The sequence below is a fragment of the Streptomyces asiaticus genome (genome assembly GCF_018138715.1).
In the GTDB taxonomy this organism is placed as follows: domain Bacteria; phylum Actinomycetota; class Actinomycetes; order Streptomycetales; family Streptomycetaceae; genus Streptomyces; species Streptomyces asiaticus.
Window position 1 is genome coordinate 1,131,313 of sequence record NZ_JAGSHX010000001.1, and the last position, 24,934, is coordinate 1,156,246.

At 69.5% G+C, this 24,934-nt stretch carries 27 protein-coding genes and 4 pseudogenes; 20 read left to right on the forward strand and 11 right to left on the reverse strand.

Features of this window, described 5'->3' with window-relative positions; genetic code table 11:
• Positions 1 to 151: 151 nt before the first annotated feature.
• Positions 152 to 1,378, reverse strand: coding sequence for an MFS transporter (locus tag KHP12_RS04785; RefSeq protein WP_086881809.1), 1,227 nt, complete (start codon positions 1,376 to 1,378; stop codon positions 152 to 154).
• A gap of 126 nt (positions 1,379 to 1,504) precedes the next feature.
• Here KHP12_RS04785 and KHP12_RS04790 point away from each other — a divergent pair, with 126 nt between their 5' ends.
• Positions 1,505 to 2,125 carry a TetR/AcrR family transcriptional regulator gene (locus KHP12_RS04790; protein WP_372455159.1) on the forward strand — a complete coding sequence of 207 codons (621 nt, stop codon included), beginning with the start codon at positions 1,505 to 1,507 and terminating at the stop codon, positions 2,123 to 2,125.
• Between the two features lie 561 nt (positions 2,126 to 2,686).
• Here the strand turns inward: KHP12_RS04790 and KHP12_RS04795 are convergent.
• Positions 2,687 to 3,247 carry an isochorismatase family protein gene (locus KHP12_RS04795; protein ID WP_086881806.1) on the reverse strand — a complete coding sequence of 187 codons (561 nt, stop codon included), beginning with the start codon at positions 3,245 to 3,247 and terminating at the stop codon, positions 2,687 to 2,689.
• Between the two features lie 356 nt (positions 3,248 to 3,603).
• On the reverse strand, positions 3,604 to 4,074 hold the full coding sequence (locus tag KHP12_RS04800) for a hypothetical protein (RefSeq protein ID WP_143677994.1): 471 nt from the start codon (positions 4,072 to 4,074) through the stop codon (positions 3,604 to 3,606).
• Between the two features lie 732 nt (positions 4,075 to 4,806).
• Between KHP12_RS04800 and KHP12_RS53230 the strand changes: the two are divergent.
• From KHP12_RS53230 to KHP12_RS04820, 5 genes and pseudogenes are all read left to right on the forward strand, one after another.
• Positions 4,807 to 5,475, forward strand: a pseudogene (locus tag KHP12_RS53230) (asparagine synthase-related protein); the annotation flags it as partial.
• Positions 5,476 to 5,491: 16 nt separating this feature from the next.
• The gene (locus KHP12_RS50580) at positions 5,492 to 5,743 is read left to right on the forward strand and encodes a hypothetical protein (RefSeq protein WP_246643038.1); all 252 of its coding nucleotides are present in this window, start codon (positions 5,492 to 5,494) and stop codon (positions 5,741 to 5,743) included.
• Complete coding sequence (locus tag KHP12_RS04810; RefSeq protein WP_211831521.1) at positions 5,734 to 5,979, forward strand: PqqD family protein; 246 nt, start codon at positions 5,734 to 5,736, stop codon at positions 5,977 to 5,979. The genes KHP12_RS50580 and KHP12_RS04810 overlap by 10 nt, the downstream gene beginning before the upstream one ends.
• 120 nt (positions 5,980 to 6,099) lie before the next feature.
• Positions 6,100 to 6,477 carry a lasso peptide biosynthesis B2 protein gene (locus KHP12_RS04815; RefSeq protein WP_281427782.1) on the forward strand — a complete coding sequence of 126 codons (378 nt, stop codon included), beginning with the start codon at positions 6,100 to 6,102 and terminating at the stop codon, positions 6,475 to 6,477.
• A 146-nt stretch (positions 6,478 to 6,623) separates the two neighbouring features.
• Positions 6,624 to 7,553 (forward strand): hypothetical protein, encoded by a 930-nt coding sequence (locus tag KHP12_RS04820; protein ID WP_086886358.1) that lies wholly within the window; start codon positions 6,624 to 6,626, stop codon positions 7,551 to 7,553.
• Between the two features lie 101 nt (positions 7,554 to 7,654).
• Here the strand turns inward: KHP12_RS04820 and KHP12_RS04825 are convergent, their stop codons facing one another.
• Positions 7,655 to 8,230: a TetR/AcrR family transcriptional regulator gene (locus tag KHP12_RS04825; protein WP_211831523.1), complete on the reverse strand. Its 576-nt coding sequence runs from the start codon at positions 8,228 to 8,230 to the stop codon at positions 7,655 to 7,657.
• A gap of 91 nt (positions 8,231 to 8,321) precedes the next feature.
• Here KHP12_RS04825 and KHP12_RS04830 point away from each other — a divergent pair, with 91 nt between their 5' ends.
• Positions 8,322 to 9,152: an oxidoreductase gene (locus KHP12_RS04830; protein WP_211831524.1), complete on the forward strand. Its 831-nt coding sequence runs from the start codon at positions 8,322 to 8,324 to the stop codon at positions 9,150 to 9,152.
• 59 nt (positions 9,153 to 9,211) lie between these two features.
• On the opposite strand, the gene KHP12_RS04835 is transcribed toward KHP12_RS04830, so the two are convergent.
• Positions 9,212 to 9,598 (reverse strand): hypothetical protein, encoded by a 387-nt coding sequence (locus tag KHP12_RS04835; protein ID WP_086886361.1) that lies wholly within the window; start codon positions 9,596 to 9,598, stop codon positions 9,212 to 9,214.
• Positions 9,599 to 9,879: 281 nt separating this feature from the next.
• Here KHP12_RS04835 and KHP12_RS04840 point away from each other — a divergent pair, with 281 nt between their 5' ends.
• Complete coding sequence (locus KHP12_RS04840) at positions 9,880 to 11,157, forward strand: IS701 family transposase (RefSeq protein ID WP_211831525.1); 1,278 nt, start codon at positions 9,880 to 9,882, stop codon at positions 11,155 to 11,157.
• Between the two features lie 95 nt (positions 11,158 to 11,252).
• Here KHP12_RS04840 and KHP12_RS04845 read toward each other — a convergent pair.
• Positions 11,253 to 12,458: pseudogene (locus tag KHP12_RS04845) on the reverse strand (IS3 family transposase).
• A gap of 66 nt (positions 12,459 to 12,524) precedes the next feature.
• Here KHP12_RS04845 and KHP12_RS04850 point away from each other — a divergent pair.
• From KHP12_RS04850 to KHP12_RS04865, 4 genes and pseudogenes are all read left to right on the forward strand, one after another.
• Positions 12,525 to 13,126: pseudogene (locus KHP12_RS04850) on the forward strand (Tn3 family transposase); the annotation flags it as partial.
• A 72-nt stretch (positions 13,127 to 13,198) separates the two neighbouring features.
• The gene (locus KHP12_RS04855; RefSeq protein WP_086882592.1) at positions 13,199 to 14,248 is read left to right on the forward strand and encodes a YihY/virulence factor BrkB family protein; all 1,050 of its coding nucleotides are present in this window, start codon (positions 13,199 to 13,201) and stop codon (positions 14,246 to 14,248) included.
• A gap of 230 nt (positions 14,249 to 14,478) precedes the next feature.
• Positions 14,479 to 14,985, forward strand: a complete 507-nt coding sequence (locus KHP12_RS04860; RefSeq protein ID WP_246643346.1) for a phosphatase PAP2 family protein — start codon at positions 14,479 to 14,481, stop codon at positions 14,983 to 14,985.
• A gap of 51 nt (positions 14,986 to 15,036) precedes the next feature.
• A pseudogene (locus KHP12_RS04865) lies at positions 15,037 to 15,593 on the forward strand (YsnF/AvaK domain-containing protein); the annotation flags it as partial.
• Between the two features lie 298 nt (positions 15,594 to 15,891).
• Here KHP12_RS04865 and KHP12_RS04870 read toward each other — a convergent pair.
• The 4 genes from KHP12_RS04870 to KHP12_RS04885 form a co-directional block, all read right to left on the reverse strand.
• Positions 15,892 to 16,674 (reverse strand): IS630 family transposase, encoded by a 783-nt coding sequence (locus tag KHP12_RS04870; RefSeq protein ID WP_211831526.1) that lies wholly within the window; start codon positions 16,672 to 16,674, stop codon positions 15,892 to 15,894.
• Positions 16,563 to 17,009: a helix-turn-helix domain-containing protein gene (locus tag KHP12_RS04875; protein ID WP_208652908.1), complete on the reverse strand. Its 447-nt coding sequence runs from the start codon at positions 17,007 to 17,009 to the stop codon at positions 16,563 to 16,565. Before KHP12_RS04875 ends, KHP12_RS04870 begins: the two co-directional genes overlap by 112 nt.
• A 123-nt stretch (positions 17,010 to 17,132) precedes the next feature.
• Positions 17,133 to 18,266, reverse strand: coding sequence for an IS630 family transposase (locus KHP12_RS04880; RefSeq protein WP_211831527.1), 1,134 nt, complete (start codon positions 18,264 to 18,266; stop codon positions 17,133 to 17,135).
• Positions 18,267 to 18,354: 88 nt separating this feature from the next.
• A complete protein-coding gene (locus KHP12_RS04885) occupies positions 18,355 to 19,281 on the reverse strand; it encodes an NADP-dependent oxidoreductase (protein WP_086882590.1) in 927 nt (308 codons plus the stop codon).
• 50 nt (positions 19,282 to 19,331) lie between these two features.
• Between KHP12_RS04885 and KHP12_RS04890 the strand changes: the two genes are divergently transcribed.
• From KHP12_RS04890 to KHP12_RS04925, 7 genes are all read left to right on the forward strand, one after another.
• The gene (locus tag KHP12_RS04890) at positions 19,332 to 19,958 is read left to right on the forward strand and encodes a TetR/AcrR family transcriptional regulator (RefSeq protein WP_062013267.1); all 627 of its coding nucleotides are present in this window, start codon (positions 19,332 to 19,334) and stop codon (positions 19,956 to 19,958) included.
• Between the two features lie 108 nt (positions 19,959 to 20,066).
• Positions 20,067 to 20,489 carry a phage holin family protein gene (locus tag KHP12_RS04895; RefSeq protein ID WP_208652909.1) on the forward strand — a complete coding sequence of 141 codons (423 nt, stop codon included), beginning with the start codon at positions 20,067 to 20,069 and terminating at the stop codon, positions 20,487 to 20,489.
• Positions 20,486 to 20,968 carry a DUF3618 domain-containing protein gene (locus KHP12_RS04900; RefSeq protein WP_086880697.1) on the forward strand — a complete coding sequence of 161 codons (483 nt, stop codon included), beginning with the start codon at positions 20,486 to 20,488 and terminating at the stop codon, positions 20,966 to 20,968. Before KHP12_RS04895 ends, KHP12_RS04900 begins: the two co-directional genes overlap by 4 nt.
• 5 nt (positions 20,969 to 20,973) lie before the next feature.
• Positions 20,974 to 21,240: a DUF4235 domain-containing protein gene (locus KHP12_RS04905; protein WP_086880696.1), complete on the forward strand. Its 267-nt coding sequence runs from the start codon at positions 20,974 to 20,976 to the stop codon at positions 21,238 to 21,240.
• A 93-nt stretch (positions 21,241 to 21,333) separates the two neighbouring features.
• Positions 21,334 to 21,597, forward strand: coding sequence for a hypothetical protein (locus tag KHP12_RS04910; RefSeq protein ID WP_143677928.1), 264 nt, complete (start codon positions 21,334 to 21,336; stop codon positions 21,595 to 21,597).
• 256 nt (positions 21,598 to 21,853) lie between these two features.
• Positions 21,854 to 23,005, forward strand: coding sequence for a recombinase family protein (locus tag KHP12_RS04915; RefSeq protein WP_308016593.1), 1,152 nt, complete (start codon positions 21,854 to 21,856; stop codon positions 23,003 to 23,005).
• A gap of 42 nt (positions 23,006 to 23,047) precedes the next feature.
• Positions 23,048 to 23,521: an ATP-binding protein gene (locus KHP12_RS04925; RefSeq protein ID WP_086880694.1), complete on the forward strand. Its 474-nt coding sequence runs from the start codon at positions 23,048 to 23,050 to the stop codon at positions 23,519 to 23,521.
• 107 nt (positions 23,522 to 23,628) lie between these two features.
• On the opposite strand, the gene KHP12_RS04930 is transcribed toward KHP12_RS04925, so the two are convergent.
• Positions 23,629 to 23,952 (reverse strand): hypothetical protein, encoded by a 324-nt coding sequence (locus KHP12_RS04930; RefSeq protein ID WP_086880693.1) that lies wholly within the window; start codon positions 23,950 to 23,952, stop codon positions 23,629 to 23,631.
• A gap of 229 nt (positions 23,953 to 24,181) precedes the next feature.
• On the opposite strand from KHP12_RS04930, the gene KHP12_RS04935 reads away from it, so the two are divergent.
• Entirely contained in the window at positions 24,182 to 24,628 is a 447-nt protein-coding gene (locus tag KHP12_RS04935) for a hypothetical protein (RefSeq protein ID WP_143677927.1), read from the forward strand.
• Positions 24,629 to 24,934 lie beyond the last annotated feature (306 nt).

Consider the following 24,934-nt stretch of genomic DNA (forward strand, 5'->3'; position numbering starts at 1 on the left):
GCGGTGGACACGACGAGAGCGGCACCCGTGTGCACGAGTTCCGAACAAATCGAATATTTATGGCGTTTAGCGCCATATTGGCACGCCCTGGGTATCCATTCGGAGCCCGTCATTGAGAGCGCGGGACAGAGCCGCTCGGTGCGGCGGCCGCTCAGGCCATGGTGGTGGCTGGGCGGCTGAGTGCGCTCGCGAGGGTTGTCGCAATGACGGCGACGGCGAGGATCAGGGTGGCGACGTCCTGGTTGATGGTCTGGTCGAGGAGTCCCAGGGCCAGCGTGGGAACGATCGTGCCGGTGTAGGCGAACAGGAAGTACGTGGAGAACAGGTCCGCCCTGCGCCGTGGGTCGGCGAGCCGCTGGGTGACCGCGACGCCGCGGCGGAAGGCCAAGCCGATGCCCGTCCCCGCCAGGAGCGTTCCGGCGGCGAACGTCGGCAGTGACCGTGCCCACAGCCCGGCCTCGAACACCGCGACGCCCGCCACGAGGAACGCCGATGTCGGCCGGCGCCCGGAGGTCCACCGCTCCGGGGCGGCCACCTGCGCGATCAGGGCGACGATGAACAGCAGACCGACCTCTGCGCCGACGGCTGCGACGTTGTGGACGTGCAACTGTTCACGGAGAAAGGAGGGCACCAGCGACGAGAACAGTCCGCTGACCGCGAACGCGGCGAGGACAGCCGTGGCGGCCCTCAGGAACTCGGTCCGGGCTGCCCGCCGGTCGGGAAAGGCCGGGCGGCGCACGGACATCGCAGGGCGCTGCCGGGACGTGACGGTCTCCGGGGTGACGATGACGGCCACAAGCGCTGGGACCAGGCTGGCGAGGTAAGCCAAGAACACCAGGTGCGTGGGGTTCGCCCCGTATTGCGCGAACAGGCCCGCGACAATAGTGCCCAGCCCCAGCCCGCCCATGTTCGCCGCCGTGGAGACGGTCGACGCCAGTCGGGTGCGCTCGGCTCCGGCCAGCTCGCCCAGTGCCGCGGTCCCTGTGGCGGTGAAGACACCGGTGCCCAGGCCGCACAGGAACCGTGCTGCCAGCAGGGTTCCGACATCGTGGGCCAGGAGGAACAGCGCTGTGCTCGTGGCCGCGGCGAGTACAGCGGCGGCCAGGAGGGGACGGCGGCCCACACGGTCGGACAGCGACGCGAACACCATCAGCGCGAGCACGGTCCCCACGGCGTAGACGGCGAAGACCAGCGTGGTGGTGAAGGGTCCGAAGCCCATCTGTGGCGCCCAGAGCACATACAGCGGAATCGGCAGCGTCCCGCCCAGCATGACCACGGTGTACACAGCGGCTACGAGCCAGAACCCGGCGCGCGATCGGGGCCCGCCGACAGGCGGAACAGCCTGTACGCGGGTCCCTGACGCAATGTCGTCGATCATGGTGCGGCCTTTCGGGTGCGACAACCGGGACCTTCACGCTAACCATCTTGGATCGATCGGTCAAAGATATGTTGACCGATCGATCCAAGATGCGAGTAGGATCACAGCAGGGACGTACAGGAGGAGGTGGACGCTGTGTCCGGCCGGAAGCAGTTCGACATCAGCGCGGCCCTGGACCAGGCCATGCGGGTGTTCTGGCAGCGCGGGTACGCGGACGCCTCACTCGATGCCCTCGGTTCGGCCACCGGTCTCGGTCGCGGCTCCCTCTACGGCACCTTCGGCAACAAGGAGACCCTGTTCGGCAAGTGCCTGGACCGCTACGCGTCGATCTACGGGGCGCAGTATGAGCAGGCGCTCGCGGCACACCCCGGTGACCCGGTGCGGGCCGTCGAGGCATTCTTCGACGTCGTCCTCAGCCGTATCGCCGACCCGTCGGTCCCCGTGGGGTGCCTCATCGCTCAGTCCGCCGCGCAGTCACTGACGCTGAAGGAGGAGAACGGCATGCAGGTGCGTGGCCTGCTCGACGTACAACGCCAACGGGTACGTACGGCACTGGCGGACTCCTCGGCCGACAGCCGGACGCTCGACGAGCTCGCCACGTTCGTCGTCGCCATCAACCAGTCGCTGGCCGTACTGAGCCGTGCCGGCACCCCCGACGCCGAACTGCGCTCCGTGGCCCGACTCGCATGCACAACGGTGGCGGACACCATCGCCCGGGCGGCATCCAAGGACGTCGGCCAAGGCTGACGGGCACACCGGCTGCGCCGGGACTCGCCCACTGCGACCCGGCATGCCCACAGGTACTCCCGCCGGCGCGATGCCGAGACGGTCGGCGCTCTCGCGGACGGACTCCTCAAGGGCGTGTAGCGACACAGTGACTGGCTTGCCGCCGGTCCACTGCCCAGCCGACCCCGTGGCGAGCCTGGACCATGGTCTACCGCCTGGTGAGCAGAGGCGGGATACTCAGGCGGCGCCTCCGCCCACAAGCAGTCGGCCCGCCTGGGTAGGAGCCTTGAAACCCGCCCTCGCCCTGCTCCTGGTCCTGTTCGGCGCCCGGCAGTGGCGCCGGCGCCCCGCCGACCCCTCCCAGGCGCAGTTGCCGAACTGGATGGCCGCGGTCGACCAAGTGTCACCTAACTCGAAAAGTCGCACCTGCGGGCCAACAGCACCGCGCAGAAGGGCCAACTACACCGCTCACGGGCCAGGTGAAGCGCTCAGTCTTGTGACTGAGCGGCCGAGTCGGCCCGTGAGTGCTTGAGCTGGCCCGGGTGAGCGTCGTGGTCGGTCCGCAGGGCGCAACTCAAGTCGTCAGGATGTGCCTGCGAAGACGACGTCCTTGGTCTCGACCGCCCCAGCCGTCCGCCCCGGCGCCGTCTGGTAGGTCCAGTACAGGTTCGTGTGCGCGATGACCTCGTCCGGTGGCGGCGCACCCCATGCTGTCTTGTCGCCCGTCGTGTGGGCGTCGCTGACCAGGGTCGCGTCGTACCCTCTGGCGAACGCGCCGTGGAGCGTCGAGCGGATGCACGCGTCGGTCTCCGCGCCGACGACGACGAGCCGCCCAACACCGAGTCCCGACAGCACGGTCTCCAAAGTGGTGTCCTCGAAGGAGTCGCCGTAGCTCTTCTCGACGAGCGGCTCGGCGTCCTCTGGAGTGAGCTCCGGGACGATCCGCCAATCGTCGCTCCCCCTCGTGAGCTCCTCGTCGGAGTGCTGGACCCAGACGACCGGCACCTCTTCCTGCCGCGCCCGCTCGACGAGGCTGGCGACGTTCGCGACGACCACGTCGCGCTGGTGGACCCCTTCGACGACACCCTTCTGCACGTCGACGACAAGGAGCGCGGTGTTTGGCCGACTCTCCAATATGGTCATGATCCTCCTTTACTCGCGCTGGGCTCGTGTCTACGCACGGTAGCCCCACCCACCGACAGCGGGCCGGACGTCGACCAGCGCCGCTGCCCCGGGCTTGCGTAAACCACGCAGGTGAGCAAGGCGACCTCCGCCCTGCGGGCCAACCACGAAGCTCACCCGGGCCGACTGAAGCGCTCACGGGCCAACTCGGCCGCTCAGTCACACCCTTGTCCTGTGCCAGCGAAGATTGAGCGTTGTCACGGAAGGCTGGTGACCACTTGGTTCGTGCCATCCACTTTTCAGCGCCTACGGCTGGAGACTGCTGAAGCCGTACGGATGTGCAGGTCCTCGATCCTCGATGGGGTGACTTTCTCCTGTCACCTGCGCACGTTGCTCCACAGCTCCAGCGCACGTCTTGGCTGGCTGGTATAGATGAGCATGAAAGCCGTCGTGGCGGCCCCGCTCAGGGCGTAGGGCGCTGCCGTAGCCGGCAGCGGCAGAAAGGCTGCGCCTACGGCGGCGCCGCTCGCCACTGCGAGCGCCACTACCAGGCGCACCCATTCCCAGTCTGTGACCGGCTCCAGCCCGGCCAGTACTTCCTCGTCCAGCAGTGCGCCCACGCGACCGCACACATGTCGGTGGCACACCGTCATCAGCAGGTCGGCCAGCTCCCGCAAAGCAGCTTCGGCGTCCGTGTCGAGATGTGCCTCCGCCGCGCGGACCGCGGCCAGAACCTGTCCCGCGTGCCGGCGAAGGACAAGGCGTCGGTGGGAGGGCCACCCAATGCTGCCAAAATCGCGGTAGGCCCGCCGGATCAGGCGCGAAGTGCTGGCCAGGCTCTGTGCCACCTGCCGCAGTCGTAGGGGGCGGTCATCATCGGCAGCCTCCAGCGCCTGAGCGCATGCGTGGATGGTCTCCGCCGTGCTGTGCACGAGCCGATATCGGGTGACCCACCTTGTACAACGGGAGGCGCTCGCTGTCGTGCCCCGCCACGTGGACAGCGGCACGATGATCAGTGCCGCAAAAGTCCCGGCAAGTGCCACTAAGCATCCGGTTACCATAACGATGATCGCGAGGATCAGCGGACCCGCTAATGCTCCCTGGCGCCACACAGGCCATACGTGGTCGTCAGAGGTAGCGGCCTGGGGTTGTGCCATTGCATCCACCCCGCTCTGTACCAGCACCCCTGCCATGCTGGAGAGCCCGACTGGGATCAGAACGCGAGCGAGGAAAGCGAGGCGCCTACAGACAAGGAATCGGCGCAGTCCCAGGCGCACCCGTAGCGGCACGTGGCTCTCCGGTCCGAGCAGCGCCCGTATGTCTTGGCGGAATTGAACTATCTCCGCCTGCACCGCCCGTCGCCCCCATGCAGGCAACGGCTGCCGCATGCGTTCCCCGACAACCCACATGCCAAGGGAGCATGCCAGGACGGTGGCGAACGGGCCATGACGCGATTCGCCCAGCCGTTCTACTGCGGCCCGTCCTGGCATGCCAGGCTCAGGAAGCACTTCGACGGCCTGGAGGACCCCGACAGCTTGCCGGTCACCGATCTGCCGTCGATGTCGTTGGGCGTGCTGTCCATGCTCGCCGCGCGATTGGCTCCGGCCGTCGCCCACGGGTCCGGCGCGCACCTGACCGGGCGGGGCAGGGACAACGTCCTGGCCGCGCCGAGCAGTCACCGGGTGGACGCTTTCCTCGCCGGCCGCCCATTCAGGCGTTCCGTCGCGCGAACGACTTCGCCCATGTCTGCCGGATCGAGCCGTGGCGGGCCTGGCGGCAGCTCGCCGCCACCGCCGCCGTCTCCTACCCCCGCGCGCTGGACCGGCTGGCCGGCCGGATCGCCGAGCCGTTCCCCCGCTCGTGGCGCCTGGCCCCGGTTGACGCGCTGGCCTGGTGTTCGCCGACGGCCGCTGCCCGCTGCCCGCTGGCTGACTCCGGCGGGTCGCCGCGCCGTCAGCCAGCTGGTCGCCGCTCGCGTGCCGCACGCCGTGCGGCACACCGCCCCGGGCGCGCTGCATGACCGGCTGGACCTGGAATGGATGGCCGCCGAGCACGCGACCTTCGATGCCATCGCCCGCCAGCGGTGGGGTGTCCCGATCCACGCGCCGTTCCTGGACACTGCGGTCGCCGCCACCCGCCTGGCGATCCCGCCCTTCGAACGGGCCCGGCCCGGGGTCTACAAGCCGCTCGCGTGGATCGCGCTGGCCCACCTGGTGCCGCACTGGCTGCTGGCCCGGCAGACCAAGACCCCTGTTCACCACCAGCGTGTTCGACGGGTTGGCTGCCAACGCCCCGGCGCTGCGGCGCGTCATCGACAACTCGCACCTCACCGGCGCCGGTCTGCTCGATGCCCGCCGCGCCGCCGCCGATCTGGAGTCCGGCATCGCCGGAGCGCCCACGCCGCTGGGTAACCTGCACGCCCTGCTCGTCACCGAACTCTGGCTTGCCCGCCTGAACGAGACCGCGGCGTATGCCGCGTGGTGGCAGCCCGCCGAAGGGAGCACCCTGTGTCCGTAAACGCGCCTGCCTGGCTCTACACCGACCATCTGTCCGGCGGTGGCGCCGCGGTGATGGACGTGCGCGCCGGCCGGGGCCGCTGGCAGCACCTCAATGCCACCGCCGCCCTGCTGTGGCACCGGATCATCGAAGGCGCCGACCCCGAACAAGCCGCGGAGGAACTGACCGCCACCTTCACCAGCGAGGGCGCCGATGCGGACCTGGTCCGCGCCGACCTGGGCGCCCTGGTCGGCTAGTTCCGCGAGCTCGGCCTCCTGACGGCCCCAGCCGCCCCGCCGCCCGACCCCGCCCAGCCGCAGGTCCGCCCCGCCCTCCCCACCGACACTCCGCTGGGCGCGGCCGACCCCGCCGCCGGCCTGGTAGCGCTGGCCGCCGCGCTGTTCCTTCTGCGCTGCGCACCCATCCGGACCAACATCACCACCGCCGGCCTGGTTGCCCGCCTCCGGCTGTCTCCGGCCGCCCCCGAGCGCGCCGACCACCTGTTCGCGGCCGTGCGCCGGGCCGCCCGCGCCTGGCCGGGCCGTGCGGCCTGCCTGGAGGAGTCCCTCGCGTGCTACTTCGCCGCCGCGCTGCGCGGCCGGAGTGTGGTGTGGGTGATCGGTGCCCGGACCGCCCCCGCCGGTGCGCACGCCTGGGCCGAGACGCGCGGACAGGTGATCGGCCAGGACGCGGGCGATCGGGTATGGCCCTACGCGCCCGCGCTGCGCATCCGACACACCGGCCGCCCGGAATAGCAAACGTATTCGCCACCCTCCGCCAGGGAGTGGGACCGTGACACCCGTTCGGGTGAGTCGTTGCCCGAGGCGTGACGACCTCTGCTACCCGCGACACCTCTTCCGCTCCGGCTCGCAGGCGCCGCTCCCGGCGCCGGACGGAGGGCGTGGTCATTCCCCGGTACACCGTCAGCGGTGAACGGCACGACGACGCCCTCGATGTCTCCTGGTGGACCATCGCCCGCCGCCTGCCGCGCCTGTCCCGTATCGCCATCCGGCTGGCCTGGCAGGCGGCACCAGGCGCGGTGCTGCTGAGCTGCCTGCTCCAGCTCGTCTCCGGGGCGGTCACCGCGCTGGGTCTGTACGCGACCACCAGCGTCCTGACCCCGCTGCTGGGAGCCGGGCCCACCGGCGAGCGGGTACGCGAAGCGCTGCCCGCGCTGATCGTCGTCACCGCCGCCGCCTGCGCCCGCTCCACCGTCGCGGCGCTCACCGTCGCCACCACCGCCCGCATCGGCCCGCGCGTGGACGGCATCGCCGAAGCCCGCTACCTGGAAGCGACTACCAAGGCGCCGCTGGCCGCGTACGACGATCCGGCCTGGGCTGACCAGTCCGAAGCCGCCTCCCGCGCTGCGAAGGACACCCACCTGATGGTGGAGGCGCTGACCACGGTCACCACCGCGCTGCTGTCGATCGCCGCCGCGGCCGGCGTCCTCGCCCAGCTCCACCCCGTGCTGCTGCCCCTGCTGCTGCTCGCCGTCATCCCCCGCGGCTGGGCCGCCGTACGCGCGGCCCGCGCCGCGTACCTCGCCGACCGGCACGCCCTCGCCGACCGCCGCCTGAGGCACAGCGTGATCTTCGAGCCGTCCAGCAGGGAGAACGCGCTCGAGGTCCGCGCCTACACCCTCCGTCCCTGGCTGCTGAGCCGGTCCCATGCCGTCGCCGCCCGCCTGGAGGACGCCGCCGCCGTGGGCCGCACCACCGCCCGCTACCAGCTCCTCGGTGATGCCCTCGCGGGCGCCGCCACCGGTGCGGTGTACGCCACGCTGCTCTGTGGCTCACCGCGAACGGCCGCTGGCTCTGTTCGTGACTTGTGACAGCGGATGTACGTGACATTGGACAGCACCCTGGCGCGGCCGTGTTCGATGTTCATGAGAAGCGATAGCACCTTCTGACCTGAGGTCCGAGTCTCACTGGGTCAGTTCCCTGCTTGCCGGGCCCCGGTGGTCAGCCCCGGTGCGACAAGGTCGAGCCAGCGGGCGCGGGCCGTGGGTGGCTGGTCGGTGGGCGCGGTGGAGAACAGCAGGTAGATGTCGCTGACGGTGACGTCGGGGTGGATGTCGCCGTCGGCCTGGCCGGCGCGGATGAGGGCGGCGACAGCGGCACCGGCGCGGTCCTCATCTGCGCGGTCACCCTGCTCCGCGCCCAGGGTCTGGGCGGCGGCCTTGACGGCGCGGTCGGTCACGGACGCCTCGACGACGCGGCCGAGGAACGCGGTCAGCTCGTCGACAGCACGGGCGCCGGCCTCGACTCGGCCGAGTGCGCTCTCGGCGCCGTCGGCGACGCGGGCAACGTATGCGGCGACGACGGCCGCGACCAGGTCTGTCTTGGTGGGGAAGTGCCGGTACAGGGTGCCCACGGCCACGCCCGCCGCGGCGGCGATCTCGTCCATGCCTACTTCGGGGCCGTGCGCGGTGATCTGCTCGCCGGCGGCGGCCAGGATCTTCTTCCGGTTGCGGACCGCGTCGGCGCGCGGCGCCCTGGCTGGGGTCACGGGGGTGCCTGCCCTTCCACTTGCATCAAGGTGAACCTGGGTTCAGTATAGATGGTGAACCACAGTTCATCTTATTCGTGAGGACTCCGCCATGCCCGCCAAGACCGCCCTCGTCACCGGTGCCTCCTCCGGCATCGGCGAGGCCACTGCCCTCAAGCTCCACGAGCTCGGCTACACCGTCTACGGGGCCGCCCGCCGCACCGACCGGCTGCAGAAGCTGGCTGACCGCGGCATCCGGCCACTGGCGATGGACGTCACCGACGACGACTCCATGCGCGCCGGCATCGAGAAGATCACCGCCGAGACCGGCCGGATCGATGTGCTGGTCAACAATGCCGGCTACGGCTCCTACGGCGCTCTCGAAGACGTCTCCCTGGACGAGGCCCGCTACCAGTTCGAGGTCAACGTCTTCGGCGCGATCCGCCTGACCCAGCTCGTTCTGCCCCGTATGCGCGCCCAGCGATCCGGCACCATCGTCAATGTCACCTCGATGGGCGGCAAGATCTACACCCCGCTCGGCGGCTGGTACCACGGCACCAAGTTCGCCCTCGAAGCCCTCAGCGACTGCCTGCGGTTGGAGGCCAAGCCCTTCGGCGTCGACGTCGTCGTGATCGAACCCGGTGGCATCGCCACCGAATGGGGCTCCATCGCCGCCGACAAGCTGGAGAAGTCCTCCGCCAGCGGTGCCTACGCCGCGCAGGCCGCCGCTGTGGCAGCCTCCCTGCGCTCCGAGGCCAACGCCAACCGCAACTCCCCGCCCAGCGTCATCGCCGACGCCATCGGCAAAGCGGCCACCGCCCGCTGCCCCAAGACCCGCTACGCCACCGGCTTCGGCGCCCGCCCCCTCATTGCCCTGCGCCGCATCCTGCCCGACCGCGCCTTCGACACCGCCGTCTCCCGCGCTGTCGGCATGCCCCGCTGAACCCTCCGGAAGGCCCTCGCGACACGCGGGGTGCTGTCGAAACTCGTGAACTGTTCGATTCACCGCGCTCGCCCAGGTGCCTCCCGAACCCGCTTACCAATGCTGTCGTAACTCGTGAACAAAGCCAGGCCGAGCCAGATGTGCAGTGTGCTGTTCTGGACCGTCAGCTCGACGTCGATGCGGGTGTCGGCCGTCTCGGCGGCTTCGCCGCACCATGTCAGGGTCTCGGCCAGTGAGCTGAGGTGGGCGGGGAGCGGGCGGAAGATTTGCTGGTGCATGTCGTCGCGGACTGTGATGCCGGTGGTCGGGGCCTGTTCGCGCCACCAGTCCTGTACGACGTCGCGGACTGAGGCGGCTTGAGGTCCGCTGTTCAGCGCTCGCCGTACGGCGTCCGCCGCGTTTCGCCGGACTACGCTCGCGGCGTCGGGTCCGGGGTCGGCGGCCATGCGGCGCAGGAGCGAGCCGGGGGTCTGGGTCTACAGTCCTCTACGACTGCTGTCCGCGGCCGCCGCCCGCCCTGCCTTCGCCCGCAGCTCTTCGATCGCGGCCCGCCCATCGCCTTGTCCAAACCGATTTGGTGGCACCGATTTCACAGCGCACCAACTGGTCCTAAAATGTGTTGGCTTGGGGCTGACGGGGGGAGGCTGATGAGCGTGGAGCCGACACCGGTGCTAGTAGGACTCCGTTAGGTCTGCGTGTCGCCCGTGTTCGGGGGCATGAGGGTTGTGTGGACTCACATGAAGTCAATCGTGTTCGGGCGTCGTTGGCGTTATTCGTGGCGGATGTGTTCGCCTCGGTGCCGCGGAAGGATCAGCGGGCCAAGGGCGACTGTTATCTGCGGGGGCTGATGATGGACGGGCGGCGCAAGTCCATCCAGGCCATGGCCTCGCGGCTGCCGGACGGCAATGAGCAGAACCTGCAGCAGTTCGTGAACCAGTCCACCTGGGATCCGGTGCCGGTGCGTCGGCGGATCGCCGAGCGGATGGTGCCGCGGATCGGCCCCGCCGCCTGGGCGGTCGATGACGTGTCGTTCCCCAAGGACGGCAGGATGTCGGTCGGTGTCGCCCACCAGTACTGCGGTGCTCTGGGCAAGCAGGCCAACTGCCAGGTCGCGGTCAGCGTGCACGCGGTCTCCGATGTGGCCTCGTGCCCGCTGAACTGGCGGCTGTTCCTGCCCCGGGAGTGGGCGGATGACGCCGTCCGGCGCCGGCGGACCGGCGTCCCCGAGGGCGTCGGGCACCGGGAGAAGTGGCGGCTGGCACTGGACGCCCTGGACGAACTGGCCACATGGCAGCTTGTGCCGCCGGTGGTGGTGGCGGATGCCGGCTATGGCCAGAACGCCGACTTCCGCGCCGACCTGGCCGAGCGGGGACACACGTACGTGGTCGGCATTCGCGCTGATATCACTGTCCAGCCGCACGAGGCAGTCCCCGCCGCCCCCGCCTGGTCCGGCACCGGCCGTCGGCCAGCTCCCCGCTACCGGCAGCCGGCGGTGACGGTGGCGGAACTGGCCACGGCCGCCGGACGGGAAGCCTTCAGCGAGGTGACCTGGCGGGAAGGCTCCCGTGGCCCGATGACCTCCCGCTTCCTGACGGTGCGGGTCCGCCCGGCCGGGGAGCGCTCACGTCGGCTGGCCCAGGCCGCCGCGGTGGCCGGGCACGGCTGGTGGGACGGCGTCCTGCCCGAGGTACGGTTGCTGGCCGAATGGCCCGACGGCCAGGACGGACCGACCCGGTTCTGGCTGTCCGACCTGCCCGACGACACCCCGATCGCCGACCTGGTCCGCCTGGCGAAGATCCGCTGGCGCATCGAGCACGATTACCGCGAACTCAAGCACGGCCTGGGCCTGGACCACTTCGAAGGCCGCTCCTGGCCCGGCTGGCACCACCACGCCACCCTGGTCACCGCCGCCCACGCCTTCCTCACCGAACAGCGGCTGGCCCCAAAAGCCGACACACCGGCCTCACCCTCTACCAGATCCTCGACGCCCTCCAGGACCTGCTGAACTGCTGGACCGGCATCTGCACCACCTGCCACCAACCCCTGCCCATCAGAACACACTGAGCTGCCCCGAGTTTCGTAGAGTCCGGTGATCTTGTTTCAGGCGGACTGCGGGGTGGCTTCCTGTTGTCGCCACCACTCGCGTTCGTACTCGGCGGGCGGTGCGTAGTCGAGGGCGGAGTGGAGCCGTTCCTCGTTGTACCACGTGACCCACTGGAAGATCGCCCGCTCGACCTGGTCAACGTCCCGCCACGGTCCTTGCATCTCGATCAGCTCGGCCTTGAAGGTGCCGTTCAGCGCCTCGGCCATCGCGTTGTCGTAGCTGTCCGCGACCGAGCCGACCGAGGCTGAAGCCCCGATCTCGGACAGCCTCTCGGTATACCGAATTGATACGTATTGCGACCTGCGGTCGCTGTGATGAATGAGGCCGGAGTCCTTCTTGATCCGGCGTCTCCACAACGCCATCTCCAGTGCGTCCAACGGCAGTTCGGTCCGCATGTGGCTCGCGACCTGCCAGCCGACAATCATCCGCGAGTACACGTCCAGGACGAACGCCACGTACGCCCAGCCGGACCAGGTGCGCACCTACGTCATGTCCGCCACCCACAGCTGATCCGGCCGCGAGGCCGTGAAGTCGCGGTCGACCAGGTCCGGCGGCCTGGGTGCCGACGGCTCCGGCACCGTGGTGCGGCGACGCTGCCCGCGGATCACGCCCTCCAGGCCCAGCTCACGCATCAGCCGCTCGACGGTGCAGCGTGCCACAAGAACGCCCTTGCGTCGCAGCGCGCGGGTGATCCGGCGGACACCATAGGTGCCGCCGGACTCAGCATGGACCTGCAGCATGGACCTGTTCGATCAGCGGCATCAGCTGCTCGTCGCGCAGTCGGCGGGTTCGACTTCGGCCGCTTCTTGCGCGCGTAGTACGCCGACTCCGACAGCCCCAGCACCCGGCAGGCGAACCCGACCCCGAGACCCTTGTCCTTGAGGTGCTCGATCACCTGGTCGGCCTCGTCCGGGGACGGTCGAGTTCGGCCGCAAAAATGCGCTCGCGGCTTTGAGGATCTCATTCGCCCGCCTCAACTCCGCTATTTCTTCGCGGAGTTGCTTCAGTTCCTCGTGCTCGGCGGTGGTCAGCCGGTCGTCGCGTTCGTCGGCGTCCGCCTCGGCCTGGCGACCCCAGCCACGCAGGGCTTCCTTGTGGATGCCCAGGTCTTTGGCGACATGCGCGATCGGCCGGCCCGTGGTGCGGACCTCGCGGACGGCCCGCTCGCGGAGCTCGTCCGGGTATTTACGTGGTGCTGGCACTGCTCGTGGTTCTCCTTCGGCCCAGGATCATAAGCCTGGCTTCAGGGACTCCACGAATCCGGGGTCAGCTCAGTCAACCTGCACAAGGTGATCACGCACTGGCCGGACATGCTGCGGGTGGCCGGCTCCCTGGTGACGCGACAGGTCCGCGCGTACGACCTGCTGCGGATGTTCGGGCGTGAAGGGCGGCCGACCCCGCTGGGGCAGGCGTTCGCCGAGTACGGGCGGATCGCCAAGACCCTGCACCTGCTGCGGGTGGTCGACCCGGTGGACGACACCTACCGGCGGCAGATGAACCGGCAGCTCACCGTGCAGGAGTCGAGGCACAAGCTCGCCCGGGACATCTGCCACGGCAAGCGTGGGCAGATCATGCAGGCGTACCGCGAGGGCCAGGAGGACCAGCTCGGCGCGCTCGGCCTGGTCCTGAACGCCGCGGTGCTGTGGACGACCCCTACCTGGACGCCGCGGTCGAGGGGCTTCGGGCGCTGCCCGCCGAGGAGCGCGAGCACGACGTCCTGGATGCCGACGTCGCCCGGCTGTCCCCGCTGCGCCACGCGAACCTGAACGTGCTGGGCCGCTACAGCTTCCGCTCCACCGTCCCGGCTGGCGGCGGCCTGCGCCCGCTGCGCGATCCGGACGCCGGCGAGGACTCCGAGGACGAGGGCTGATGGCGTCCTTGCACGGCGCGATCGTCTGGCGGTTGGTGTGTTAAGGACCTGGCGTGGGGTTACTCGGCGGGTATGGCGAAGCTGCATCTTCCAGGGCGAAAAGAGTCTCACCGCGAGGACGAGGTGCCGGCGCCGGAGGAGGCGGGTCCGGGACCGGAGGTCGAGCGGCGGGCACCTGATGCCCCGACGAAGCTGCCCAAGGGGTCGTGGGGCAAGGTCCTCAAGGGCACGCTGAAGGAGTTCAAGGACGACGAGCTGACCGACCGCGCCGCAGCGTTGACGTACTACGGAATCCTGTCGCTGTTCCCGGCGCTGCTGGCGCTGGTGTCGCTGCTCGGCCTCGCCGGGAAGTCCGCGACCGACGCGGTGCTGGACAACCTCAAGCAGTTCGCCCCCGGCTCGGCCCGCAACATCATCACCGGCGCCGTGGAGCAACTGCAGGGCAACGCCGGGATCGGGTCGATCATGGCCATCGTCGGCTTGGCGCTGGCGATCTGGGCGGCGTCCGGCTACGTGGCGGCGTTCATCCGCACCTCCAACGCCGTCTACGACATGCCCGAGGGCCGCCCGGTGTGGAAGATCCTGCCGGTGCGGCTGGGCGTGACCGTGGTGCTGATGGTGCTGGCCGTGATCAGCGCGCTGATCGTGGTCTTCACCGGCTCCCTGGCCCGCCAGGTGGGGCAGGCGCTCGGGATCGGGGACACCGCGCTGACCGTGTGGTCGATCGCCAAGTGGCCGGTGCTGGTTGTCCTGGTCACCGTGATGATCGCGATCTTGTACTGGGCGAGCCCGAACGCGAAGGTGAAGGGCTTCCGCTGGGTCACCCCGGGCAGCTTCCTGGCCCTGGTCATCTGGCTGGTCGCTTCTGCCGGGTTCGCGTTCTACGTCGCCAACTTCGCCTCCTACAACAAGACCTACGGCTCGATGGCCGGGGTCATCGTCTTCCTCATCTGGCTGTGGATATCCAACCTGGCGATCCTGCTGGGCCTGGAGTTCGACGCGGAGACCGTACGGCAGCGCGCCGTCGCCGGCGGGCATCCGCCCGAGGCCGAGCCGTACACCCAGCCCCGCGACACGCGGAAATGGGACGAGGAGGACGTGCGCCGCCTGGACGAGACCTGAGCGCGCCGCAGCGCCGCGCCGACGTGAGCTCCGGCGCCGGGCATGGTTGGTGATCTGTGGGATACCCGCAGGCCATGAGCTTGCCGACGGGGATTCGTGAGACGGACCGGACTCTGGCCAAGCGGCTCGCTGCCAGTGCCTCACCCGGCCTTCACCGGGCGCTGTCGACGGTGGAGGAGACGGCGGAGGGAAGCAAGCTGTGGTGCGGCGCGGCTGCGGTGATGGCCTTGATGGGCGGCCGGCGCGGCCGCAGGTCCGCCATCGCGGGCCTGGCCGCTGTGACGGCGGCGCAGCTGGTGTCCAACGGCGTGTGCAAGCAGCTGGCCGACCGTCCCCGGCCGCCGAAGGAGTGGTTCCCGCACGACGAGGTGGAGGACCGTCCCGACTCCTCCTCCTTCCCCTCCGGGCACACCGCCGCCGCGGTCGCCTTCACCACCGCCGTTGCCCCCTCATGGCCGCTGGCCGGAGTGCTGTGCGGGGTGCCGGCCGCCATGGTGGCCGTCGAACGCGTGCAAAGCGGCGCCCAACTACCCCAGCGACGTCGCCGCCGGCGCCGCCATCGGCATGGCCAGCGCCTGGCTCACCCGCCGCGCCCCACACCTGATCCTGCGCCACTGGCTTCGGCCATAGAGCCGCGAGCCGGGGCGAGAACCGCCGACGCTGTCAGGGCGAGTCGACGCAAAACGGGCCGTGCAAGCTGTGTGCCCGTGCGCGAAAGGGAGACCCGGAAGCGGTGACAGCGCGGCCGCCTCAACAAACCGCGGGCGCCATCGCTGTCCTGATCCGGCGTCGACGCAGGCGGCCACCTCTCCGAGGACGAGGAACACCGCCTGTACGAGCACTACGGCATCGGCTGGGACGCTGCCTGGCAGCAGGCCAACCAGCCCGGCGCGGCCGGCTGGGCCCACACCGGCACCGGCGAGAGGCCCGGCATGCCGTCCTCCGCGGACATGGGCGTGCGCGGCGATGGCGCCATGACGCGCTCGGAGGAACGCATGCACGTCGGCACCGAGCGCCGCGAGACGGGCCGGGCGCGGCTGCGCAAGTACGTCGTCACCGAAGAGGTGCAGCAGACCGTCCGGTGCGCCGGGAAGAAGTCCGCGTCGAGCGCGAGCCGATCATGGACGAGAACCGGGATGCCGCCCTGTCCGGTCCCGACATCAGCGAGGCCGAGCACGAGGTCACCCTGCACGAAGAACGCCCCGTGACCCAGACCGAGCCGGTGCCGGTGGAGCGGGTGCGGATGACGACCGACGAGCACACGGAAGAGGAGACGGTGCGCGGCCAGGTCCGCAAGGAGCAGATCGACACCGAAGGCGTCGATGACGACCGGCCCGACCGGTAACCGAAAGTCTGCCTTTCGCCTGCACGCGCCGGCCCGCTCGGAACCTGCTCGAGCGGGCCGGCGCTTGTGTGCCCGCCAGCCCCAACTGCCGGACACACGCGGACAAGCCGGCCAGGCCGCCGCCGCGACGCACCAAGGCCGCAACCGTGCGGGTATCCCGAGCGCCGCGGCTCAACCCCTCGCCCGAGTACCGCGCCGGGCCGGTGTCCTGATCTGGTCCGTTCGGGGTACTCGTGTGCTCACGCGGCGGGCCACTGCGCGGCCCGCCGTCATGGACCAAGCTAGTAGATTGTCGCGGCTAATTTTTGGGATAGAGGTGGCGCAGTTTGATGCGTGCGTCGTGGGTGGTGAACTGCCAGTTCACTTGACGTTGGTCGGTGTTGGTGGCGTTCTGCCAGGCTGAGAGTTCGGTGTTGAGGATGCCGAGGTCGCTGATCCGGCGGTCGAGGCATTGCCGGGTCAGCGCGGAGAGTTCGATCTCGGCGATGTTGAGCCATGACCCGTGCCTGGGCGCGTGGTGGATCTTGAGGCGTTGGGCCAGGGCGAATGCCTCTTGTGGTTCGAATGCCTCGTACAGCGAGGCGATGCTGTGGGTGTTGAGGTTGTCCATCACCAGCACCACGGTCTCGGTGTCGGGGTAGTCCACGCTCAGTAACTGCTTGACCTGGCCGGCCCAGTCGGTCCGGGTCCGCTGGGACAGTGCCTGAACACGGCGCCACCCGCGCAGGGGTTCGGTCCACACGAAGATCGAGCACGTGCCGCAGCGGATGTACTCGCTGTCCTGGCGGGCGTCGTGACCGGGGCGGGCCGGGAGCGGGTCGCGGACATGATCGAGGAGCTGGTAGGGCTTCTCGTCCATGCACACCACCGGACGCGCCGGGTCATAGGGCCGGGCATAGACGGCCAGCACGTCTTCCATCCGGGCCGCGAACTCCGCGTTCGCTCGTGGCGGGATGGTCCAGCACTTTCTCAGGTGAGGGCGCAGTTCCGTTTTTTTAAGACCCGCCCGATGGTGGAGTGGTCCAGATCGGGGATGTCCTCGGCCAGCGCGACGTGCTTCTCCAGCAGCCGCAGCGACCACCGGGTATGGCCCTGGGGCGGCTGTGAGCACGCCATCGCGATCAGCCTGGCTTCGACCTCACCAGTCACCGGCGAGGGCACCGGCGGCAGGTCGCGCTTCTTCCGCGCGATCGTGGCGTGCACATCGCCACCGGTCTCGGCGAAACGCTTGGCGACCAGCCGCAACGTCTCACCGGAAACGCCGAGCCGGGCCGCGATCACCTCCTTGGAATCCACCTCACCCACCGAGGTGTCCAGCGCGAGCAGCACCCGGGCCCGCATGATCATCGAAGCTGGGCGAACACCCGTCGTGGTCACCCGCACCAACCCCTCGCGATCCTGCGCGGTCAACCTCACCGGCCGCTTCTTCTGCGAACCCATGACAACAGTCCCGTCTGACAGAGGGAAAGGAATCTGCCAGACACTAACCTCCCAACCAGACATGCCACAACTAAGCAGCGACAATCTACTAGTGCCGCATCAGGCAACGTTTGCCCTGTCGACAACTTTGCGCAGGTGTTCGTCTGCGGCGTGCTTGTTCCGCCAGATGATGTAGCGGCGGAGCATGCTGCCCTGCTCCTTGTGACTGGCGTGGTCGGTGCCGTCCAGGGCGAAGTAGCGCAGGGCGGTGAACTGGGCCTCGATGCGGTTGAGCCAGGAGCTGTTGGTCGGCGTGTAGGCGAATTCGACGTTGTTGGCTGCGGCCCAGTCGCCGACGCGGGTGTCCTTCTTGGTGGTCAGGTGGGGGGAGAAGTTGTCGAGCACGATCGCGATGCGGATCTCGGCCGGGTAGAGGCTTCGCAGGTAGCGGCAGAACTCCAGGAACCTCGTGCGGTTCTTCCTCGGCTTGATGTGGCCGTAGAGCTTGTCTTTGCCCAGGTCGTAGGCGGCGAACAGGTGCCGGACCCCGTGCGGGCGGGTGTAGGTCGCCCGTCGGCGGGGCCGGGGCTCGCGGTCGGGGTCCTTGTGCTTCCCGCCGCGCTCGGCCCACTGCCGCCCAGGATGGGGCTGGAGGTTGAGCGGCCCGAACTCGTCCAGGCATAAGACGACTTCAGGTTCGCTTTCCTCGGGTATGACCTCGCCGTCGGCGAGCGCGTAGAGGTGTTTGACCCGGGCCTTCCTGGCCGCGTAGTCGGGGTCGCGGGAGGTCTTCCAGGTCTTTATGCGTTGAAACGACACGCCCTCCTCGCGGAGCAGGACCCGAAGGCCCTCATGGCTGATGTCGTCGACCACCCCCTCGGCGACCAGGAAGTCGGCCAGCTTGGCCAGGCTCCAGGTCGAAAACGGCAGGCCGTGCTCGGCCGGCTTGGACTTGGCGACCTTCTTGATCTCGCGGCGTTCGGGAAGGGTGAAGGTCTTGGGCCGGCCGCCCTTGTACTTCGGGTAGAGGGAGTCGAAGCCGTCGGCATTGAAGTTGTGGATCACGTCCCGGACCCGGTCCGCGCTGGTAAACGTCACCTCGGCGATCTTCGCCACGTACATGCCCTGAGCGGACAGCAGCACCATCTGGGCCCGCCGCCAGGTCACCACCGGCCCCGTGCCTCTGCGGATGATCCGCAGCAGGCGCCTTCCCTCGTCGTCATCGATCTCGCGGACACGCACTCGTTCTGCCACTCACACAGCCTGGCGACACCGCGCCGTCCGGACCAGCATCCGAACGGCGCGTCACATCACCACAGTGCAAAGGTGCTCTGATGCGGCACTAGAGGGTAAGTACGATCTTTCCCCGGGCGTGGCCGGTCTCGCTCAACTGGTGTGCTGCAGCCGCGTTCTCGAGGGTGAAGGCGGCCGCTACCGGCACAGTGAAGCGGCCCTGCTGGGCGAGAGCGGCGGCCGCGGCGAGTCCTTCGACGGCCTGCGGGTCCGCGCCGGGGCCCGCCGAGCGTGACAGGTGGACCCCGTACTTCGCCGCGTTCAGGTCGGCGACCGTTATCACCCGGTCCGGGCTTCCTGCGAGGTCCACCAGATCGGGCAGCGAGCCGGATCCGGCGCAGTCCAGGACGACGTCGACTCCGTCCGGTGCCAGGGCGGTGACCCGTTCGCCCAATCCGGGGCCGTAGGTGGTCGGTGTCGCCCCCAGTCCCGCGACGAACGCATGGTTGCGTGCGCTGGCCGTACCGAAGACGTGCGCGCCGCGGTCCGCCGCGAGCTGGATGGCGACAGTGCCGACCCCGCCCGCGGCGCCCTCGATCAGCAGGGTCGTGCCGGCGGTGACCTTCAGCCGGTCGAGGGCGCGCGTGGCGGTTTCGATGTTCGCGGCGGCGCCGGCCTGCTCCCAGCTCAGCGCGTCCGGCTTCGGCGCCCAGGCTGCCAGGACGGCGTACTCGGCGTTCGCACCGCCGCGCTCGGCGAGATCGACGATGCCGAAGACCTCGTCGCCCGGCCGGACACCGGTGACGCCTGGGCCGACCTCGTCGACCACACCCGCAGCGTCCACGCCGAGGACGTGGGGCAGGCGCAGCGGCATCATGTCGCGGAACCGGCCTGAGCGGAGGTAGCAGTCGGCGGGAGTGACGCCAGAGGCCTTTACGGCCACCCGGATGCGGCCTGGTCCCGCGAGCGGTTCCGGCATGTCGGCGACCTCGAGGACGCTTGCGGGACCGTACTCGGAGAATTGCAGTGCTCTCATGGCGCCGGACGCTATCGGAGCACCCCGTCCGTTTAGCTAAAGTGAGAGCGGTGACGAACCGATTGCCTCACTCCCTGCGCGCCGATGCCCGGGACAACCGCGAGCGCATCCTCGCTGTGACTCGCACCGTATTCGCTGCGGAGGGGCTGGACGTGGCGATGCGCGAGATCGCGCGGCGTGCCGAAATCGGCCCCGCGACCCTCTACCGGCACTTTCCGACCAAAGAGGCGCTGGTCACCGAGGTCTTCACCGAGCAGATGGCGGCCTGCACCGCCATCGTCGACGAGGGGCTGGCCGATCCGGACCCATGGCGCGGCTTCTGCCGGGTGATTGAGAAAGTGTGTGAACTGCACGCACAGGACCGGGGCTTCACCGCTGCGTTCGTCTCGGCTTTCCCACGCGCGATCGACTTCGCTGCAGCCCGGGAGCGGGCACTGCGCAAGGTCGCCGAGCTCGCCCGCCGGGCCAAGGCGGCGGGCAAACTGCGCCCGGACTTCGTCCTGGACGACCTGATCATGGTGCTCATGGCCAACGGCGGCATCCGAACCACATCGCCAGCCGCTGCGGTGGCCGCCTCTCGACGCTTCGCCGCGCTGCTAATACAGGGCATGCAGACCGAGCCGGTCAGGCCGCCGCTGCCCCCCGCAGTCCGGCTGCCACTGGCAGTTGTGACCTAGCGTGCACCGGCCGGGCACGCCCTGGAGGAGCGCCCACGCGCAGTCGTCAACAGGGCAAACGTTGCCTGATGCGGCACTAGAAGACGGGAGGTGATCGTCGTGTCGACCATGCAGCCACCCCCTGCCGGCCGCAGTAGTACGCACGGCGGCGACGAGCCGGTGAGCGAGCTGGTGCAGCGTGCGTCGCAGCAGCTGACGGAGCTGGTGCGCGGCGAGATGAAGCTGGCGCAGGCGGAGATGAAGGAGAAGGGCAAGCGCTACGGCAAAGGCGGCGGCCTGTTCGGCGGCGCCGGGGTGGTCGGCTTCCTGATGGCGCAGGCCCTGGTGGCCACCGCGATCGCCGCGCTGGCGGTGCCGTTGCCGGTGTGGGCCGCGGCGCTGATCGTCACCGCGGTGCTCGGTGTGATCGCCGCGGTCATGGCCATGAGTGGAAAGAAGCAGATCAAGGAAGGCGCACCGCCCACGCCCGAGCAGACGGTTCAGAGCGTGAAGGCCGACGTGGCCGAGATCAAGGAGAGTGCACAGCGATGACCCAGCCTCCCCACGACGAGCCCACCGCCTCCAGCCCCGAGGAACTGCGCGAGCAGGTCGAGCAGACCCGCGAGGAGCTCGGGCAGACGGTCGAGGCGCTGGCGGCCAAGACCGACGTCAAGGCCCGCGCCCAGGAGAAGGCCGCCGAGGTCAAGGAACAGGCCGCCGCGAAGGCCGGCGATCTGAAGGAGCAGGCCGTAGCCAAGGCCGGGGAAGTGAAGGCGAAGGCAACCGGCCTGGCCCACCAGGCGCAGGACAGGCTGCCCGATCCGGTCAAGGACAAGGCCGCTCAAGCCGCCGGGCAGGCCAAGGCGAAGGCGGCCCAGGCCGGTCAGCTGTGGCAGGAGAAGGCGCCCGAGCCGGTGCGGCAGAAGACCGCCCAGGGGGCACAGGTGGCGCGGGACAACCGCCACTTGCTGCTGACGGCAGCCGGTGTGGCCGTTGTGGTGTGGCTGGCCTGCCGCCGCAGGAAGGGGTGAGCGAATTGAAGGCCTCGAAGATCGCCTACAAGCCGGTCGGTCTCGCCCTGGGAACCGTCAGCGGCATGCTCGCCGGAGCCGTGTTCAAGCAGGCGTGGAAGATGCTCGGCCACGACGAGGACGCGCCCGACGCCACCGACGAGGAGCGCGCCTGGACCGAGGTGCTGCTCGCCGCCACCCTGCAGGGTGCGATCTTCGCCGGGGTCAAAGCCGCCGTCGACCGAGCTGGCGCCGCCACCACACGCCGCCTGACCGGCACGTGGCCCGGCTGACATCCGTGGCGAGACGGGGGTGCCGGTGTGACGTGGATACCGGCACCCCCTGCTCAAGAGGTTCTTCCCCCGCACGAAAAAGGTCCCTCGGCCGTGTCAGCTTCGCACGCGATGCCCTCCCTGACCGCCGCGGCCGCCATCGGCATCATCCTGGTCGCCCGGTGGGCCGCCACCCGCGCTCGAAATCGCCATGGCGCCAGTGCCGCCCGTCCCCCGTGGCGCCGTACCGCACCCGCACCGGATACGACGTCGCCTCCCGCGCCGGACGAAGCAGCAGAGGCAGCCGTGAAGGACGCCGAGGAACACGTACAGCGCTGCTGGCAGCAACTGCGGATCCGCCCCGACCGGTCCGACTGACCAGATGCTCCTGGCCGGGAACCGGCCGCCGGAGAAGTCCACCCGCGCCCTCCGGCCGATCCAAAGCCACGGCCGCACGCAGCGTCACTGTCAGAAACGAACCTTTCCCGGAGCAAGACCGGAAATAGTCCGCGCGGGCACCCCCGGCCGCCGATTCGCTGTCAGAACTCGTTCTCACTCAAAAGTGGAACGGGACATGTTCTCGGAATGGTTTGTGACACGATCCAAGGTCATGACGGGCCCTCACACCGCACACGTGAGCGACGCGAACGACGTCGAGCGCCACCCCTGCCCGCGCTGTCACGCTCAGCCAGGCTCACCCTGCCGCTCGCGTTCCGGAGCGGTCGCCAGCACCTACCACACCGGCCGCTTCACGAAGGTACCCCGCCTCGCCAAGCTGTTGCGCGTGCCGACCCCGGCCGACCGTGGCCCCGGCCAGCCGTGGCGGCCCGGCACTCCGATCCCGGCGCCGGTCGACCCGGAGGCCCCGAGCGCGGACATCCGCATCGGCTACGCCCGCTGCTCGACCCTCGGCCAGGAACTCGACAGCCAGCTGGACGCGCTCGCCGCGAAGAACATCCCCCGGGACAAGATCTTCGTGGAGAAGATCAGCACCCGGGGGCGGGTCCGTCCGAAGTTCGAGCAGGCGCTGGCAGCCGCCCGGGAGATCAAGGCGCACGCCCCGCACCGCCGGGTGATCTTCACGGTGTACGAGATGAAGCGCCTCGGCCGCGACGCCGCCGAGCTGACCGCGCTCGCCGACCACCTCGCCGCCCACGGCCTGGTCCTGGAGATGCTCGCCGGGCCCCTGGCCGGGATCTACGACCCCACCGGGCACGGGCGGCTGCTGTTCGCCTTCTTCGCCGCGATGGCGGAGACCGAGCGGGAGAACATCCGCGAGTCCACGCTCGAAGGGCTCGACGCCGCGGCCCGCAAGGGCAAGCACGGCGGCCGGCCGCCGGTCATCACCGACGACATGCTCCACACCGTCCTGCGCCGCCGCGCGGGCGGCGAGACATTCGAACAGATCCAGCCCGACCTGATCATCCCCACCGGCCGCCGCAAGGGACAGACCCCGAGCCTGTCCAGCATCTACCGGGCGCTAGCTAGCCGAGTACGAGAAACAGCAGGCGTATCCGGAAGCCGTCCAACAGGCGCACGCCGACTTCGCCGCCCTCCAGAGCGCCGGGAGCATTCCGGGTCAGATGGCGGGGAGCGTGAACGCATGATCTACGGCATTCACCGTACGAAAGGCGCCCCAGCTCTCGGGGCTCTGCCCGGCCAGGACGGCCCCTTCGGCAGGCGGCCCGCCCCGGACGAGGACGACGACCCCGAGGCCCGCACAGACGGCCCGGCCACCACCGTCCGGCCCGACCCGCCCACGCATGATGTGAAGGTTCGGGGGTAAACGAGCGAGACACGTTTGGACACGGGGGCGGGGCGGACCGGTATGGAACAGACAGCAGGCGACGAGGACGGGCAATCGCTGCTGGGGGACGTCATCTCGGTGTCCGGCGCGTTCGAGGGCAGTGAGGACATCGCCGTCGCCCGCGAACTGGCCCGCGGCTTCCTCACCGACGTGCAGGCCGTGCACGGGCTGCCGGTGTCCGGACGCGCGATGGGCATGGTGCAGCTCGTGGTGAGCGAACTGGTCACCAACGCCCGTAAGTACGCGCCCGGCCCGTGCCTGCTGACCCTGGAGATCAACGGCGGCGCCATCGAGGTGGCCGTCTGGGACAGCAACCCGACCCCGCCCGCGATCCTCGCGCCCGACCCGACCCGGATCGGCCAGCACGGGCTGGAGATCGTGATGGCGGTTGGCCAGAGCTTCGCCGTCCATCGGGAACCGGTGGGCAAGCGGATCACCACAGCGATCGTGCTGGCCGACGACCCCGGCGGAGACGCCGCCGGCCGCCAGATGTGACGGCGTGAGCCCCCGGGCGGGTAGCCATCCGGAGCCGGCCGGGGAAGGGTCCTGAACGCCTCGGGAGGTCGAAGGGTCCTTCCCTGTCGGCGAAATCTGGGCGCCGGTCACGGACCGGCCGCTGTTCCCTCCGCCAGCACTATGACGCCGTTCCCGTCCGGCGTCTCGGCCACCGTGTGCCCGCGCTGGACCAGCAGGCCCGCCACCGCGGCCTGCACCACCACCCACATCCCGTCGCTGGATGCCCCACGCTGATCTGCCGCTAGCGCAGTGAACCCGTGCGACGTCGTCCAACCCACCAGCACCCCCGCAGGCGCTTCGCTCACCCGCAGCCCCGGCGTGGTGTCGTCCACCTGGTCGACGACATGGAAGCCCGCCAGCTTCAGGGCATGACGAACCTGTCCAAGGAGCTGGGGATGAACGAGCGGCACCGGCCTCGCCTGCCCCGAAAGGCTCGAATCATGCCATCAGATGCTGCGAGCCCTCGAAGCGACTCACAACCATGATCAATCTCAGCGCTACATCCTGTACCGCAACTACTCACACCCGGGGTGCTCCTGACCCCGGTATCGCGGGAACCCGCAGGCCGTGCCGGAAGAACCGGACCCGACGCACCCTACGCAGCCCCCGAAGATCCCGGAGGGCTACGGACAAAGCTAAATGTCAGTGCCCCCTGGGACACTTCGCCTGGAGCGTGATCAGCAAGGGAGATACCTCGGGGCTCGAAGCAGCGGATTCAAGATCAACAGGCAGGGCATCCGGAAGATGATGGGGGAGATCCAGCGGGAGATGGACAAGCACCCGGTCACCGCCAGAGTGCAGGCTGACCCGGATGTGTCCTTCGGCGACACCAAAGTCTTCAATGGTCCGGTCATCCACGGCGACGTCCGCGGTTCCCAACTGGCCCGGGGCAACAACTCCGTGAGCCAGAATCAGGACAAGAGCAATCCGGTCGCCCCGGGCTTCGAGGCCATCGCCCGGGCCGTGGTAGACACGTTGAGGCAGCTTCCGACTCTTGGCGTGTCGGACGAGGACCTGGAAGTGCCTCGGCTGTCGGCGAGGAGGTCCTCAACGAGGTCGTACAGCCCGAGCCGGACCGTGGCGTGATCCGGAGTGCTGCGGCTGCCCTCAAGGGCTATCTTGCGCCGATCGCCACAGGCGCTGTCACGGCCGGGGCCGTGACCGGGGGTGAGGAGACCGCACGGGTCCTGATCGAACGTCTCAGCACCGCCCTGTAGACCAAGCCCGAATCGCTGCCTGGTGCCTCTGCTGGACCCCCACCTTCGTGGGGGTCCAGCAGAGGCATCAGCGCTTCTCGACGCTCCTCCATCGCTGTCGAAGCCGTCTCGGGTGCCCGAGCAGAACCAGGCGGGAGAAAATCGGTGGGGTCCGGTCCGGAGCTGTGCCGATACT

Bases quoted from the DNA above. Each gene is read 5' to 3' on its own strand.
- KHP12_RS04935 (WP_143677927.1), top strand. From the start codon at position 24,182: ATGTCAGTGCCCCCTGGGACACTTCGCCTGGAGCGTGATCAGCAAGGG.
- KHP12_RS04830 (WP_211831524.1), top strand. From the start codon at position 8,322: ATGCCCGCCAAGACCGCCCTCGTCACCGGTGCCTCCTCCGGCATCGGC.
- KHP12_RS04795 (WP_086881806.1), bottom strand. From the start codon at position 3,247: ATGACCATATTGGAGAGTCGGCCAAACACCGCGCTCCTTGTCGTCGAC.
- KHP12_RS04835 (WP_086886361.1), bottom strand. From the start codon at position 9,598: ATGGCCGCCGACCCCGGACCCGACGCCGCGAGCGTAGTCCGGCGAAAC.
- KHP12_RS04785 (WP_086881809.1), bottom strand. From the start codon at position 1,378: ATGATCGACGACATTGCGTCAGGGACCCGCGTACAGGCTGTTCCGCCT.
- KHP12_RS04855 (WP_086882592.1), top strand. From the start codon at position 13,199: ATGGCGAAGCTGCATCTTCCAGGGCGAAAAGAGTCTCACCGCGAGGAC.
- KHP12_RS04925 (WP_086880694.1), top strand. From the start codon at position 23,048: ATGGAACAGACAGCAGGCGACGAGGACGGGCAATCGCTGCTGGGGGAC.
- KHP12_RS04900 (WP_086880697.1), top strand. From the start codon at position 20,486: ATGACCCAGCCTCCCCACGACGAGCCCACCGCCTCCAGCCCCGAGGAA.
- KHP12_RS04895 (WP_208652909.1), top strand. From the start codon at position 20,067: ATGCAGCCACCCCCTGCCGGCCGCAGTAGTACGCACGGCGGCGACGAG.
- KHP12_RS04885 (WP_086882590.1), bottom strand. From the start codon at position 19,281: ATGAGAGCACTGCAATTCTCCGAGTACGGTCCCGCAAGCGTCCTCGAG.
- KHP12_RS04860 (WP_246643346.1), top strand. From the start codon at position 14,479: ATGGGCGGCCGGCGCGGCCGCAGGTCCGCCATCGCGGGCCTGGCCGCT.